At 28.7% G+C, this 16342-nt stretch carries 13 protein-coding genes; 8 read left to right on the top strand and 5 right to left on the bottom strand.

Going from position 1 to position 16342, the window contains the following annotated elements:
- Window positions 1-135: 135 nt before the first annotated feature.
- The gene (locus ACFYH6_RS13060) at window positions 136-1575 is read right to left on the bottom strand and encodes a DDE-type integrase/transposase/recombinase (RefSeq protein WP_416180558.1); all 1440 of its coding nucleotides are present in this window, start codon (window positions 1573-1575) and stop codon (window positions 136-138) included.
- A gap of 176 nt (window positions 1576-1751) precedes the next feature.
- On the opposite strand from ACFYH6_RS13060, the gene ACFYH6_RS13055 reads away from it, so the two are divergent.
- The 3 genes from ACFYH6_RS13055 to ACFYH6_RS13045 are packed head-to-tail and all read left to right on the top strand — an operon-like array spanning window position 1752 to window position 3935.
- Window positions 1752-2558, top strand: coding sequence for an amino acid ABC transporter substrate-binding protein (locus ACFYH6_RS13055; RefSeq protein ID WP_416178835.1), 807 nt, complete (start codon window positions 1752-1754; stop codon window positions 2556-2558).
- A gap of 29 nt (window positions 2559-2587) precedes the next feature.
- Window positions 2588-3229: an amino acid ABC transporter permease gene (locus tag ACFYH6_RS13050; RefSeq protein WP_416178840.1), complete on the top strand. Its 642-nt coding sequence runs from the start codon at window positions 2588-2590 to the stop codon at window positions 3227-3229.
- A gap of 10 nt (window positions 3230-3239) precedes the next feature.
- Window positions 3240-3935: an amino acid ABC transporter ATP-binding protein gene (locus ACFYH6_RS13045; RefSeq protein WP_316344993.1), complete on the top strand. Its 696-nt coding sequence runs from the start codon at window positions 3240-3242 to the stop codon at window positions 3933-3935.
- A 108-nt stretch (window positions 3936-4043) separates the two neighbouring features.
- Here ACFYH6_RS13045 and ACFYH6_RS13040 read toward each other — a convergent pair whose 3' ends face one another.
- Window positions 4044-6674 (bottom strand): calcium-translocating P-type ATPase, PMCA-type, encoded by a 2631-nt coding sequence (locus ACFYH6_RS13040; protein ID WP_416178834.1) that lies wholly within the window; start codon window positions 6672-6674, stop codon window positions 4044-4046.
- Window positions 6675-6814: 140 nt separating this feature from the next.
- On the opposite strand from ACFYH6_RS13040, the gene ACFYH6_RS13035 reads away from it, so the two are divergent.
- The 5 genes from ACFYH6_RS13035 (at window position 6815) to ACFYH6_RS13015 (ending at window position 12219) form a co-directional block, all read left to right on the top strand.
- Window positions 6815-7237, top strand: a complete 423-nt coding sequence (locus ACFYH6_RS13035) for a YaaR family protein (RefSeq protein WP_316345120.1) — start codon at window positions 6815-6817, stop codon at window positions 7235-7237.
- 81 nt (window positions 7238-7318) lie between these two features.
- The gene (locus tag ACFYH6_RS13030; RefSeq protein ID WP_316345118.1) at window positions 7319-9031 is read left to right on the top strand and encodes an ABC transporter ATP-binding protein; all 1713 of its coding nucleotides are present in this window, start codon (window positions 7319-7321) and stop codon (window positions 9029-9031) included.
- A 110-nt stretch (window positions 9032-9141) separates the two neighbouring features.
- Entirely contained in the window at window positions 9142-9456 is a 315-nt protein-coding gene (gene trxA, locus ACFYH6_RS13025; protein WP_316345116.1) for a thioredoxin, read from the top strand.
- Between the two features lie 13 nt (window positions 9457-9469).
- Window positions 9470-10336 (top strand): NAD(P)/FAD-dependent oxidoreductase, encoded by an 867-nt coding sequence (locus tag ACFYH6_RS13020; protein ID WP_316345115.1) that lies wholly within the window; start codon window positions 9470-9472, stop codon window positions 10334-10336.
- A 146-nt stretch (window positions 10337-10482) separates the two neighbouring features.
- The gene (locus ACFYH6_RS13015) at window positions 10483-12219 is read left to right on the top strand and encodes an oleate hydratase (RefSeq protein WP_416178833.1); all 1737 of its coding nucleotides are present in this window, start codon (window positions 10483-10485) and stop codon (window positions 12217-12219) included.
- A 192-nt stretch (window positions 12220-12411) separates the two neighbouring features.
- On the opposite strand, the gene ACFYH6_RS13010 is transcribed toward ACFYH6_RS13015, so the two are convergent.
- The 3 genes from ACFYH6_RS13010 to ACFYH6_RS13000 form a co-directional block, all read right to left on the bottom strand.
- A complete protein-coding gene (locus ACFYH6_RS13010; protein WP_416178832.1) occupies window positions 12412-13233 on the bottom strand; it encodes a VanW family protein in 822 nt (273 codons plus the stop codon).
- An 83-nt stretch (window positions 13234-13316) separates the two neighbouring features.
- A complete protein-coding gene (gene uxaC, locus ACFYH6_RS13005) occupies window positions 13317-14720 on the bottom strand; it encodes a glucuronate isomerase (protein WP_416178831.1) in 1404 nt (467 codons plus the stop codon).
- 10 nt (window positions 14721-14730) lie between these two features.
- Complete coding sequence (locus ACFYH6_RS13000; protein ID WP_416178830.1) at window positions 14731-16341, bottom strand: mannitol dehydrogenase family protein; 1611 nt, start codon at window positions 16339-16341, stop codon at window positions 14731-14733.
- Window position 16342: the final 1 nt, after the last annotated feature.

Raw genomic sequence — 16342 nt, 5'->3', positions numbered from 1 at the left:
GTAGAGTTAATTAAATTAGAGGAATAAATTTCAATTTATTCTTTAAAATTTAAAATTTACACCAAATTTAAGTATGACGAAAAGACCTTCGATGGCGGAGGCAAAAATTTAATCGATATGCGATTTTGTTATTTATCAAGAAGTTTTAGATTCTTGCATATGTAAAATAGTTTGTTGACCAAGTGAGATAAGTATTTGCCATTTAGCTGGCATATTATCAATACCATCTAGCGCAGGAATTTCGTTTAATGGCTTCCAATAATTATATGGGTGAGGTCTTAGAAAGTTATAATATGCAACCCAAAGACTAACCCCATAAAGAGCTCCATCTTCGCTACCATAACCACAGGTTATGCGATAAGAGGATTTAAAGGTTCTATTAAGACGTTCAACTATTTGTTTAATCCAACGATGTTCAGATGATACAGCGTCATCATTAGTAAGCCCAATAACTTGAATTAAATCAAAGTCTTTATTTTCTTCAAGTTCAAATTGTTGCTTCGCTAACGGATAGGCTGTATAGCCATCAGCAATGAATTTTAGAGCTTTACCAGGGAAGTTTTTAAACTTATAAAAAGCCATACGCATAGCTAGAATACAAGGGCCTACAGATCTTGTATCAGATACTTGATAGCCAAGAATTGATTTTTTACAAGCATCCATTACAAACCAAACATAATGCTTGATACCTTTAACTTTAATATAGGTTTCATCAGCAGAGAGTATTTTAGATGGTTTGTAATTAAATGTATCTACAAATGGCTTAATAACAGTAGCTGCTGTTAATGCGTATTTAGCTACCATTGTATGTGAAATATCTATTCCATGAACTTCTTTTAGTGCATTGGCAGTTTGTCTTGTAGAAAGCTTTAAATTAACATGATAAGTTAAGCAAAGCCCCATTATATGCGGATTAAACTTTTTAAAACTAAAGCCTGTAGCATACTTAGATATTCGATTTAAATCCATTTTGAAAAAGTTAATAGTAAACTCACGATATATGTAATGAAGCTTATATTTATACTTTTCAGATGGATCAATATCTTTAGGAATCTTTTTAAGATTCTTTTGATAATAGGAACATTTAGGATTAGTGCATTTATGTATCCTAAAGTGCTTACGTTGTTTTTGTTCCGTAAGCGTAGCTCCACAATATGGACAGATAAATACTAATGGCTTAGTAGCATAATTAGTTTCTTTAAATGTAAGACCACAAACTTTACATTGAAACTGTCCTTTACTACCATTGTTATCATAAATATATTCGTGAGGGGCACCACATTTAGGACATATAGTTTTTTCGGGAATAGACTTACCGTTTCGCCTTTGGACTGGTTTTACAGTTTTATTATATCTATGCTTGTAATAAGCTAAAAGTAATTTATAATCTACTTTTTCGAATTTAAGAATTTTAGGCAGCTTGTCTACTTTAAATTTTTGATATTCCGGGCTATTTGAGTCATCAAAGGCCATTTGTTTAAGTGGAATATGCTTTGAAATAAATAAAAGAAGTTGATAAATAATTTTAATTAAATATTGATTATATGCAAGTAAATAAGTTATAATTGAATCCATAATAACGACAACCTTTCGTGTTGATTTTGTGGTTTAGCGATTCAATTTTAACATGAAATTAGGGGGTCGTTGTTTTTTTATGCAAAAAAACTTTCGAAACCTTGATATATAAAGAAATTAAAAGAAAAATAGTGTAAAAAACTTTACACTAACTAAATATTAAGGGGGATGTAGATATGAATTTAAAGTTTAGGAGAAAATTATTATCATTAGTACTAATGTCAATATTATCTGTTACATTAATATCATGTGGAGAGAAAAAAAACGAAAGTTCTTTAGAAAAAGAAAAATTAGTACTTGGGTTTGATGATACCTTCGTACCAATGGGATTTAAAAATGAAAATGGTGAATATACAGGCTTTGATATAGATCTTGCCAAGGAAATTGAAAAGAAACTTGGTAAGGAAATAGAGTTTCAACCAATAGATTGGAGTATGAAGGAAACAGAGCTTAATAGTGGTAATATAGATTTTATTTGGAATGGATATAGCGTTACTGAAGAAAGAAAGGAAAAAGTCGAATTTTCAATTTCTTATTTAAACAATAGACAAGTTATAATAACTTTAGCAGATTCAAAGATTAATACTAAAGCTGATTTAAAAGGAGCTGTAGTTGGTGCACAAAATCAATCAAGTGCAGTTGATGCAATAGAAGCAGATGATGATATAATATCAACTTTCAAAGATGGTAAAGTGGTAACTTTTGATACTAATAATGAAGCTTTAATGGATTTGGAAGCAGGAAGATTAGATGCAGTTGTAGCAGACGAAATATTAGCCAAGTACTATATTAATCAAAGAGGGGCTGACAAGTATAAAGTACTAGATGAAGATTTTGGATCAGAATCTTATGCTGTAGGTATGAGAAAAGATGATAAAGAATTAGTGGAAGCTTTTAATAAGGCATTTAAAGAATTAATAGATGAAGGAAAAGCAGGAGAAATATCTAAAAAGTGGTTTGGAGAAGATATTATTGCTAAATAAAAATGCAGGAGGGGTTTGTTTTGGAACTAATAAATGAAATAATAGCTTTTTTTCCTCAAGTGATAGAAGGACTAAAGGTAACAATGGAAATTTTTTTTATAACATTAATACTATCAATACCTTTGGGAATCATAATTGCACTTGGAAGGTTATCTAAGGTTAAGGCAATTAAATCATTAACAGGAATATATGTATTAGTTTTAAGAGGCACACCTTTATTACTTCAAATATTATTTATATTTTTTGGATTACCATTAATAAATATAAATATTCCAAGATTCCCAGCAGCTATACTAGCAATGGTATTGAACTATGGAGCTTACTTTGGAGAAATATTTAGAGCAGGTATTTTATCAATAGATAAAGGACAATTTGAAGGAGCAGAAGTTCTTGGCTTAACTAAGAAGGATACCTTTTTTAGAATAATAATGCCACAAGCATTAAAGAGAATATTTCCACCAGTAGCAAATGAAGTAGTTACTTTAGTAAAGGATACAGCTTTAATATATGTTGTAGGTTTAGATGAATTGTTAAAAATTGCTAAGATAGCAGCTAATAGAATATCATCTATTATGCCTTTTGTAGTAGTAGCCATTGTATATTTAATTTTTAATGGACTAATAACAAAAATATTAGAATTAATAGAAAAAAAGTTTAATTATTATGAGTAGGAGGGACACTATGCTAAGAATTCAAGGATTAAAAAAGCAATTTGGAAATTCACAAGTTTTAAAGGGAATAGATTTAGAAGTTAATTCTGGAGAGGTAGTAGTAATAGTAGGACCTTCTGGTGGTGGAAAAACTACATTATTAAGATGTGTAAATGGGCTAGAGTATTGTGATAGTGGAACTATAGAAATAGATGAAAAATATTTATGTAACAATGGGGTATATGCTGATAAAAATAAATTTAATGAGGCAAGAAGAGAAATTGGATTAGTATTTCAAAACTTTAATCTCTTTCCTCACATGAATGTTTTAGAAAACCTAATAGAAGCACCTAAAAGAGTTTTAGGACAATCAGAAGAAATGGCAATAAAAAATGCAGAGGAAATTTTAAACTTTCTAGGTCTTAAAGATAAGATATATGAATATCCATATCAGCTATCAGGTGGTCAAAAACAAAGAGTTGCCATTGGTAGAGCATTAGCTTTAAATCCAAAACTTATGTGCTTTGATGAACCTACATCAGCTTTAGATCCAGGCTTAACTGGAGAAGTTTCAGAATTAATAAGATCTTTAGCTAAGGATGGTATGAGTATGTTAATTATAACCCATGATATGAGTTTTGCAGAAAAAGTTGCAGATAAGATTTATTCAATGAATAACGGAATATTAACAAGTGGGAATTTTTATAATGAAAAAATGAAAGAATGAAAAAATTAAGGTAGAAACTCCATGATGAGTTTCTACCTTAATTATATTGCTAGTAATTTATTTGAATTTACAGTAACTATACATTTAATATATTGTATTTGAAGCTGCTTAGTCAGCTTTTTTCTTATCACTAGCTCTAAAGAAAATTTTAACTATTTCATTAATTGCAAAAGGAATTAATGAAATTAATAATACTATTCCCCAATCTTTTAAATCAAGAGAGTATACTTTAAATATATCAGCTGTAAATGGGATAGTGATTATTGCAAATTGTATTGCTATGCCAAATATTAATGAAGCTATTAGCAACTTATTCTTAAATACACCAACTTGAAATAATGATTTAGTTTCATTTCTCATAGCAAGAGAATAGAAAAGTTGTGAAACACTAAGAACAACAAAAGCCATAGTTTGAGCATGTCTTAAGGAGTCAGGATATAAATATTCTCCTAATACAAATGCAAATAATGTGTTACCACCTATGAGTATTCCATTTAGAATTAATAAAATACCAGTTCTCCCAGAAAATAAACTTTCTTTAGGATTTCTAGGAGGTAAATCCATTACTCCTTTATCTCCAGGGTCAACACCTAAAGATAAGGCTGGGAAACTATCAGTTATTAAATTTACCCAAAGTATATGAATAGGTAAAAGAGGAGCAGGCCAATTCAATAGAATTGCAAAAAATAATGCAACTATTTCACCTAGATTACAGCTTAGAAGAAAGATTATTGATTTTTTTATATTATTGAAGATATTTCTTCCTTCTTCTACAGCTTTTACTATTGTTGTAAAGTTATCATCTGTTAACACCATATCTGCAGCACCTTTAGCAACATCAGTTCCAGTAATACCCATAGCAACACCGATGTCTGCCGCTTTTAAGGATGGGGCATCATTAACACCATCACCTGTCATTGAAACTATGTTTCCATAAGATTTAAAGGCTTTTACTATTTTCACTTTATGTTCTGGTGATACTCTTGCAAAAACTTTAAAATTATTAACAACCTTTGTAAATTCATCTTCAGAATAGCTATCTATTTCACTTCCAGACATAGCTTCAGAAATATCTTCTACAATTCCTAATTCCTTTGCTATAGCAACAGCAGTATTCTTATGATCTCCAGTTATCATTATGGTTCTAATACCAGCTTTTTTACTTAATTCTATAGAACCTTTTACTTCCTCTCTAGGAGGGTCAATCATTCCCATAAGACCAACAAATATGAGGTTATTTTCTAATTCATCTATTGGAACATGTTCATTATCTATAGGTTTATAAGCAAGGGCTAAAACTCTTAAGGCATCATCTGACATTAAGTTAGAAGCATCTAAGGTTTCAGATTTTTCCTTATTAGTGAATTCTTTTATTTCACCATTTGTTAGTATTTTACTTGAGATTTTTAGTATGCTATCTATAGCACCTTTAGTAAAAACATAATACTTGTTTTCATAAGAATTTACAGTAGTCATAAGTTTTCTATCAGAGTCAAAAGGGATTTCATTTACCCTTTTAAATTCTTTATTTAAATCATCTTTAAAAATGTTTATTTTATTACCAACATCTATTAATGCAACTTCAGTTGGATCTCCAGTTTGAACACCATCCTTTGATGTTGCATCGTTACATAATATCATTCCATGGGTCAAAAGTTTAGTTTCTTTATTTTTAATATCTATTGACTCTAAATTATATATTTGTCCATTTACGTAATATTTTTTTACTGTCATCTTATTAATAGTTAATGTACCTGTTTTATCTGAACAAATTATATTAACTGAACCTAGGGTTTCAACAGAAGCCAATTTTCTAATAATTGCATTTTCTTTAATCATTCTTTGTACACCAAGAGCTAATACTATTGCAACAATAGCTGGCAATCCTTCAGGAATAGCTGCTACTGCTAGACTTATAGAAGTCATAAACATTTCTAAAAGATCTCTTCCTTGGAATATTGATATTATAAACATTATTATTGAAATACCAACTGCGGCAAAGCCAAGTATTTTCCCAAGTTCAGCTAATTTCTTTTGAAGAGGTGTAATATTTTCGTCTTCATCATCAAGCATTTTAGCTATTTTACCTATTTCAGTATTCATTCCTGTATTAACCACTATTCCAGTACCTCTACCATAGGTTACTAAGGTAGACATAAATGCCATATTATGTTGGTCACCAATAGGAACATCTACATTTTCAGTAATGACATTAGAGTTTTTTTCAGAAGGCACAGACTCACCAGTAAAGGCTGATTCTTCAATTTTCAAGTTAGCAGATTCCACTATTCTTAAATCAGCAGGAATATATCTTCCAGCGTCAATAATTATAATATCTCCAACTACAACTTCTTCTGATGGAATTTCTATAATATTTCCATCTCTTTTCACAATAGCCCTTGGAGTTGACATACTTTTTAATGCTTCTAAAGCTTTTTCTGCCTTAGATTCTTGTATAACTCCTATAATGGCATTAATAAATATTACTATTAATATAATAATTGAATCACTAACTTCTCCAACTACAAAAGAAATAATAGCAGCAATTAATAAAATATAAATCATAATATCATTAATTTGAGCAAAGAAAAGTTGAAATATAGATTTTTTCTTTTTTCCTTCAATTTTGTTTAATCCATTTTTATCTAATCGTAGCTTGGCTTCCGAAGAGGAAAGACCATTTATTAAATTAGTGGATAATTCATTTACAATTTCTTTAGATTCTTTGTTAAACCACATTTAAAAACCTCCAAAATTTTAAAATATATTTATGAAAACCTATATAAATATATTGTATTTATTTTTATTAATAATAATACATATAAAAAGTGAGCTTAATAATTTTTAATGATATAATAACTAATGAGAGGGTGAATATTATGGAAATTGGAAGAATTAATAGAAAAAATATAGTTAGTCAAGATAGAAAAATAGTATCTGAAAAAAAGGATTTTTCCCAAAGTTTTAATCAAGCAAGAGATAGAAAATCAGAAGAGCAATTAAAGAAAATGATTGAGGATATTCATAAAAAAGGAAGTAGATTAGTAATTACTAAAACCTATGGAGATGTCCTTGCATATAAAAAAATAATTAAAGAGTATTTAGAATCTATTTTAAAATTTATGTATGATACTAAAAAAGATATTAGTTTTTGGCAAACACAGTATTTTATAACAGTGGATACAATAGATAAAAAATTAGAAGAATTAACAGAATCACTTTTAAAGGGTGAGATAGAAAATTTAAATGTTGCTGCATCTATAGATGAAATACAAGGCTTAATAGTTGATATTTATAGGTAATTTATAAGAGGTACTTGAAATAATTGCTAAATAAAGCTATTATTAAGTAATAATAATTTGTAGCAATATAGGAGGTTATAAATGGTAAAAAGATTTATTAGTTATTATAAGCCACATAAGAAATTATTTTTCTTAGACATATTAGTTGCTTTTTTAGCAGCAGCTTGTGATTTAGTTTATCCTATGATGACTAGAACATTAGTAAATGATAGTATTCCTAATAAAGATATTAGAATGCTTATTGTTTTTGCAATTACATTAATAATAATTTATTTAGTTAAAGCTGCATGTGGATACTTTATGCAATATTATGGACATGTTATGGGAGTTCATATGCAAGGAGATATGAGAAAGGATATGTTCTTACATTTGCAAAAGCTACCTAATACATATTTTGACAATCATAAAACTGGAGATTTAATGAGTAGAATGATTAATGATCTTATGGATATATCAGAACTAGCTCATCATGGACCAGAAGATTTATTTATTTCAGCTGTTATGCTTTTAGGATCATTTATAGTATTATGTACAATAAATATTCCATTAACTTTGATTATATTTGCATTTATTCCTTTTATAGTTTTCTTTACATGGAAGCAAAAAAATAGAATGCTTAATGCATTTATGGAAACTAGAGTAGAAACTTCAGCAGTAAATTCAAATCTTGAAAATTCACTTTCAGGGATTAGGATTACAAAAGCCTTTGTTTCACATGAATATGAAATAGACAAGTTCAAAAGAGGAAATAATAGATTTAAAGAGGCTAGATCTAGAGCTTATAAGGTTATGGCAGAATATGGAGCTGGAGTAGGATTTGGAATAGATATATTAGATTATATATCATTAATAGCTGGTGGAATATTTACTTATTTCAATTATATTAATTTAGGGGACTTTTTTGCATATTTATTATATATTAAGCTATTTACACAACCCATAAAGAAACTAGTAAGCTTTATGGAACAATATCAAAATGGTATGACTGGCTTTAAAAGGTTTATATCAATTATAGATGAAGATGTAGAAGAAGATGGTACTATAGAGCTAAAAAATGTTAAAGGTGATATAGAATTTAAAGATGTATACTTTAGCTATGAGGAAAAAAGTATATTAGAAGGTATTAATTTAAAAATTGAAGCAGGAAAGATGCTAGCATTAGTTGGTCCTTCTGGAGGCGGAAAAACTACTTTTTGTAATTTAATTCCAAGATTTTATGATGTAAGTAGTGGAGACATTACAATAGATAATAAAAGTATATATAAAATTACTTTAGAATCCTTAAGAGGAAATATAGGAATAGTTCAACAAGATGTTTTCTTATTTACAGGAACTATTAAAGAAAATATTTTATATGGTAATCATGAAGCTACTGATGAAGAAGTAATTATAGCAGCTAAAAGAGCTAATATACATAAATTTATAATGAGCTTACCAGATGGTTATGATACTTATATAGGTGAAAGAGGAGTTAAACTTTCTGGTGGACAAAAGCAAAGAATATCTATAGCTAGAGTATTTTTAAAGAATCCACCAATTTTAATTTTAGATGAAGCAACATCTGCTTTAGATAATACCACAGAATATATGATTCAAAAATCTTTAGAAGAGTTATGTAAAGGCAGAACTACAATAGTTGTTGCTCATAGGTTATCCACTATAAAAAATGCAGATGAAATATTGGTTTTAACAGATAAGGGAATAGAAGAAAAAGGAAGTCATGAAGAACTTCTTGAAAAAGATGGATTGTATAGGGAATTATACGAATCACAATTTTTAAATTTAAAGAAATAAAATTATAGATAATGGACAGAATACTATAGAGAATATTGACTAATTAAATAATAATATAGTAAAATTAATTTATTCATACCCCTTAGGGGTATATTAGGAGGTAGATTTATATGGTTCAACATGTATCAGAAGTAAATTTTAATGAAGTAGTTTTAAATTATGAAGGCGTTGTATTAGTTGATTTTTGGGCAACTTGGTGTGGCCCATGCAAAATGATTGCGCCAGTTGTTGAAGAAGTTTCTAAGGAAGTTAGCAATGCAAGATTTGTAAAAATTGATGTGGATGAAAATGAAAATCTAGCAAATAAATATCAAATTTCAAGTATTCCAACTTTAATGATATTTAAAAATGGTACTCCAGTTGATACTTTAGTAGGATTTATGCCAAAGGATTCTTTAAAGGAAGCTGTAATTAAGCATCTGTAATAGAGGTAGAATTTTGGATAAAAGATATGATATTGCTATTATCGGAAGTGGTCCAGCAGGAATATCAGCTGCATTAAATGCAAGAATAAGAAATAAAGATTTTATTATATTTGGCAATAAAAACTTAACGAATAAAATAGTTAAGGCCCCTAAAATAAATAATTATTTGGGATTTTATAATGTTACTGGAGAATTATTAAAAGAAAAATTTCAAGAGCATTTAAATGAAATGAATATTGAAATAATAGAGGAAAGAATAAATAGCATATATGCTATGGGGGAATATTTTGCTTTAATGGGAAATGATAAAACCTTTGAGGCAAAATCTATTATTATAGCTACTGGAATAGAATATACAAAACCTATTAAGGGAGAAGAAGAATTTTTAGGAAAAGGTGTAGGATATTGTGCAACTTGTGATGCACCTTTATACAAAAATAAAACTGTAACTATAATAGGTCATAATAAAGAAGCGGAAGATGAAACAAATTATGTTTCTGAAATTGCAGGAAAAGTATATTATGTTCCTATGTATAAGGGAAATTATAACTTAAATGATGGTGTAACATTAGTAGAAGATAAGCCTGAAGAAGTCATTGGAGATTTGAAAGTTAAGAAATTAATTTTAAAAAATAGTGAAATAGAAACTAATGCTGTGTTTATTTTAAAAGATTCAATTTCTCCAGGTCAGTTAGTTCCAGGTTTAAAAATGGAAGATGGTCATATTGCTGTAGATAGGTTAATGAAAACTAATATATCTGGTTGCTTTGCTGCAGGTGATTGTGTAGGAAAACCATATCAATATATAAAGTCAGCTGGAGAAGGCAATATAGCTTCTTTAAGTGCAGTAAAATATTTAGATGAGCTATCAAAAAAATAGTAAAAGAATACAGTACATAAGGTGCTGTATTCTTTTATACTATAACAAAATATTTAAAATGAAAATTTTCTAAATACTTTTATGATTTAATAAATTATAATTATAATAAAAGACATAATAGATAAGGAAAGTTGAGGAAGAGTGTTATGAGTAAAAAACAAAATAATAGTAAAGTAAATCCTTTACTAATTGTTGGAGCTATAGCAGGAGCAGCTGCTGTGGCAGCTGCTGCAAAGAAAATAAAAGATAATAAAGAAAAAAAAGAAGCCTTTGTAAGTTTTAGTGAAAGTTTTGAAGATAATCATGAAAAGGAAGCCTATTTTATTGGAGGAGGGCTAGCTTCATTAGCAGGAGCAGCATACTTAATAAGGGATTGTAATTTTGAAGGAGAAAATATTCATATAATTGAAGGCCTTAAGATTTTAGGTGGAAGTAATGATGGTGCTGGAAATTCTGTAAATGGATTTATTGCACGTGGTGGTAGAATGCTAAATGAAGAAACTTACGAGAATTTTTGGGAGTTACTTAAATCTATACCATCAATTGATATGCCTGGAATGAGTGTGACGGAAGAAATATTAAATTTTGATAAGTTACATCCAACTCATTCTCAAGCCCGTTTAATTGATAAGGATGGTAAAATAGTAGATGTAACTAAAATGGGATTTAATAGTGCTGATCGTTTAGCACTAGGAAAATTGATGATGATGCCAGAAGAAAAATTAGATGATTTAACTATAGAAGATTGGTTTAGACATACACCACATTTCTTTACTACAAATTTCTGGTATATGTGGCAAACTACCTTTGCTTTTCAAAAGTGGTCTAGTTTATTTGAATTTAAAAGATATATGGAGCGTATGATATTTGAATTTTCAAGAATTGAAACTTTAGAAGGAGTAACTCGTACACCTTATAACCAATATGAATCAGTTATACTTCCTTTAAAAGAGTATTTAGTTAGTAAAAATGTAGATTTTACTATAAATGCTACAGTTACAGATATTGATTTTAAACCAGGAGATGAAATAACAGCAACAGCAATTCATATAAAAGAGCTAGAAGGCGAAAGAATAATACAATTAAAAGATGATGATATATGTATTATGACTACTGGATGTATGACTGATAATGCAACTTTAGGAGATTTTAATACAGCACCAGAATATAAGGTAGAAAATCCTATGTCAGCAGAGCTTTGGGAGAAAGTTGCTAAGAAAAAGATTGGACTTGGTAATCCAACACCATTCTTTAAAAATCCAGATAACACTAATTGGGAAAGCTTTACTGTTACTTGTAAAGGAAATAAATTATTAAAGCTTATTGAGCAATTTTCAGGTAATATACCAGGAAGTGGAGCATTAATGACTTTTAAAGATTCAAGTTGGTTAATGAGCATAGTAGTAGCAGCACAACCACATTTTAAAAATCAACCAATGGATACTACTATTCTTTGGGGATATGGACTTTATACAGACAAAAAAGGTGATTATGTAAAGAAGCCAATGAAAGAATGTACAGGAAAAGAAATACTAACAGAACTTATATATCATCTTCACTTTGAAAATGATATCGATGAAATCATGAATTCAGTAGTAAATGTAATTCCTTGTATGATGCCATATGTAGATTCACAATTCCAACCAAGAAAAATTACAGATAGACCTAAAGTAGTTCCAGAAGGTTCAACTAACTTTGCTATGATTGGTCAATTCGTTGAGATTCCAGAAGACATGGTATTTACAGAAGAATACTCAGTACGTGCTGCAAGAATTGCTGTATACACACTACTAGGTGTAAAACATAAAGAAGTAATACCAGTAACACCATATAAAAAAGATCCAAAAGTTGTGCTAAAAGCCTTGAAAAAATCACTAAAATAAGCTGCATTTGCAGCTTATAAATGAAGAATGAAGAATGTAAAATAAAAAATTATTGAAGTAATTTGTACCAAATTACGCAAAATAAAAAACTCCCTAAGGAGTTTTCTTATCCGGATTTTTTAATTTTTTAATTTCTTCATTATTTTACTTCCTAAAACTCCGCAAGGAGTTTTTTCCTTAATTCTACATTCTTCATTTTACATTACTTAAGTATGGTTGGTACATCATAAAAGCATGATTTTCGCAAATGTATTCATCCTTTATTAATTCATTATGAAGGTTGTACACTTTTCTATAAATAACATTGTTTCTAATATAATGGCCAAAGAAGCCAGGGGTCATAGAGTGTTTTTTTTCATATATTTCATAACTATAGTTACAGGGCTCTGTAGCTCTCCATTCACCAACTAAGTATTTATCAGTAAGAAAGAGAATAAGCTGATATTTAGTATTTGTAGTGTTTTTGATTTCTAAATCTAAATAATTATAAAAACAAGTAGCTCCTGAACCAAAGGGTTGAGTTCTTTTTATATCTGGAAATACATCATGGCTATGTCTATATCTTTCTGTTACAGTTAAAGGTGTGTGAAGAGTCATCCAGTAAATTAAATTTGATAATTGACAAAGCCCTCCACCAACTCCAGGTTTAAAAGTACCATCAGGAGATAATACAACACCATCTTTATATCCTTTCCTGTAGCTTGGTTTTCCTATAGCCTTCCAATAAGAAAAGTATTCACCAGGATTAATTTCTAATCCATTAAGCTTTTTTAATGCTAGCTTTAAATTTTCAACTTTATTTTCTTGTAAATACATATCTACATCCTTTAGCTTTCTATAAAGAGGTGTTTTGTGTGTAAATACTAAATAGTTGAATTGGTTATTACTAATTTTTTTACTGTAAGATTTATTTGAAAAATACCATTGTATATATTTTTTACTTCTATAATAAGCTTTTCCCATAAATAATCTAAGGTTACTTCTTTTTATAGGCTTTTTTTCTGCATAGGCCATATAATGTTCCTCCCAAATATTGTATATACTATAAGTATATAAAATTATTAAATACATGTAAATATATGGAATCATTAAAGACCTTATATATTAAAATAGTTTTTAGAATTATAATAACAAATATTTTCTATTAGCTCTCCAAGATAATGAAAGTCAGCTGGATATTCACCATTATCTATAAGTGTTGCTACTTTGTTGCATAAAATTCTTCTAAAGTATTCATGCCTTGGGAAAGATAAAAAACTTCTAGAATCGGTAACCATACCAACAAAAGTAGAAAACATACCTGTAGATGATAATATATCTATATGATTTTCAATTCCTAATTTATTATCTGAAAACCACCATGGAGCTCCTAATTGAACTTTTCCCTTAATGCCATTATTATTACTTTGAAAATTACCACACATAGTAGAAAGCATTTCTAAGTCTCTTGGATTTAAACAGTATAATATTGTCTTTGGAAGCTCATTAGTAGTATCTAGGGAATTTAATAGTTCACTAAGAGCTTTAGCATAATTAAAATCATTTATACTATCGATTCCTGAATTAGCACCTACTTTTTTTAATATTCGAGTTGAATTATCTCGTAGAGCACCAATGTGCAATTGCATAGTTATATTATTCTTAAAATAATCATATCCTAGTTCTTTTAATATAAACCCTTTATATTTAGATACTTCAATAGGGGTTAGGCTTATTCCAGAAAGTTTTTTTTGAAAAATAGTATTAGCTTCCTTTTCTGTAGCTGATACAGAAAAGTTTTCTTCTATGCTATGATCACTTATAAAACAATCATTTTCTATAAAATATAAAAGTCTCTTTTTTAATGCATCTACTAAATGAGAAATATTTATTATTTCTTTTTTAGTTACTTCACTTAATTTTTGTATATAAATATTAAAATCTTCTTTTTCAATATCAATTGCTCTATCAGGACGGAAGGTTGGTAATACTTTTATTTGAAAATTTTCATCCTTAAGTTTCTTATGATATTCTAAGCTATCAATAGGATCATCTGTAGTGCATAGAACTTCTATATTTTGCATTTTAAGAAGATTACGAATTGAATACTTTTTAGAATTTAATTTTTTATTACATTCATCCCATATAGTAGTGGCAGTATTAGGAGATAATGGGGTATCAATTTCAAAGTAATTCTTAAGTTCAAGATGTGTCCAATGGTATAGAGGATTTCCAATTAAGTTTTGGACAGTTTCTGACCATGCTAGAAATTTATCATAAGCAGAAGAGTTACCAGTTATAGTATCCTCATTGATTCCATATGCACGCATAGCACGCCATTTATAATGATCTTCTTCAAGCCAAACTTCTGTAATGTTGTTATATATTTTATCCTCATATATATCCTTTGGATTTAAGTGGTTATGAAAATCTATAATTGGCATTTTACATGCAAAGTCTTTATATAATTTCTTTGAAGTTTCTGATTTTAATAAAAAATCCTCATTAATAAAAGCTTTCATAATAACCTCCTTATAGGTATTTTTCTAAGGTTCTTTTAACTGCTCCTATTTCAGATACCATTTCCCTAAAATAGTTACAAACAGTAGAAGCCATATTTATTTTATATAAATCTACTCCAAAGATTTTATTATCTTGAAGTATAGGCTTTAATATTTCTTCAAAGTTTTTATTATCACCAAGATTAATAGTAGACATAATTGAAGTTAATGATTTTAACATTGGATCAGGACTTAATTTAAAAGACTTCCCATTATCATCTATAGCCATAAGATATCTAAGCCATCCAGCAAAGACAAGGGGAATTAATTTCAAATCAGAAATCTTTAAGATAGTAGAATTACTATAAGCTTTTATTGTTTCACCAAAACGAATTGATAGTTTTTGAGAAGTATCTGTAGCTATTCGTTGTGGAGTATCAGGGATAAAAGGATTTGGAAGCCTTACATTTATAACAGTATCAATAAAATCCTTTGGATTTAATATACCTGGATTTACTACTACAGGAAGGCCCTCCTTATAACCTATAATTTCAACTAATTTTCTTAAATGGTTATTTTCCATTTCCTTAGAAATTGACTCATAATTAAGAAGGCATCCAAATATAGCAAGAGCTGTATGAAGGGGATTTAGACAAGTACATACCTTCATTTTTTCTATTTTTTCTACATTGGATCTTGTAGTAAATATAACACCAGCCTTTTCCAGTGGAGGACGACCGTTTGGAAAATTATCTTCTATAACTAAATATTCACATTCTTCAGCATTTACAAAGGGTGCTATAAAGGTATTTTTAGTTGTTACTATAGATTCAATTTCTTCAAATCCATCTTCTTTTAGTAGAGATTCTATAGAAGAGGCTGGGCGTGGTGTTATTTTATCAATCATAGTCCATGGAAAAGATACTTTGTCTTCATCATTAATATAATTAATAAATTCTTTTTCAACAAAGTTACCTTCAAGCCATTTATTAGCTAATTCTAATACAGAGTTATGAAATATACTCCCATTTCTTGAACAATTGTCCATACTTACCATAGCTAATGGCTTTTTTCCTGACTTATAACGAGTATATAGAAGAGATACTATTTTCCCAATATAACTTTCAGGCTTTTCTGGACCATTTTTTATATCCTTTAATATAGATGGGAGAGTAATACAATGTCCATCTACTAAACTATAGCCCTTTTCAGTAATTGTAAAAGTTGCCATTTGAAGAGAATCTTTTTGAAAGATTTCTTTTAATCTATTAAAATCATTTTCATTTTCTGTGTCCACTATTAATGATTCAGTTATGCTACCTATTATAGTTTTATTAATAGTTCCATTTGATTTTAATGTAACAAGAATGCTGTAATCATCATGTGGATTATTAATTTTTTCTATAATTTCATAGTCATAGCCTTCAGCAATTATAACACCAGTATCAATGATATTATCATTTAAAAGTTTTTGAACAATATTTGCTTGAAAAGCACGAAATATATTCCCTGCACCAAAATGAATCCATTTAGGATTTTCCTTTGAGTTTTCTATAATTTTGTATCTATCATAATTAGGAAGGTCATAACCTAATTTTTTTAAATTCTCACTATTAGATAGTCCATTTTCAGTTAACTTCATA

Source organism: Clostridium sp. HCS.1, assembly GCF_047900555.1.
Taxonomy (GTDB): domain Bacteria; phylum Bacillota; class Clostridia; order Clostridiales; family Clostridiaceae; genus Clostridium.
The sequence above is the reverse complement of the archived record's forward strand: the minus strand, read 5'-3'. Positions and strand labels throughout refer to the sequence as shown.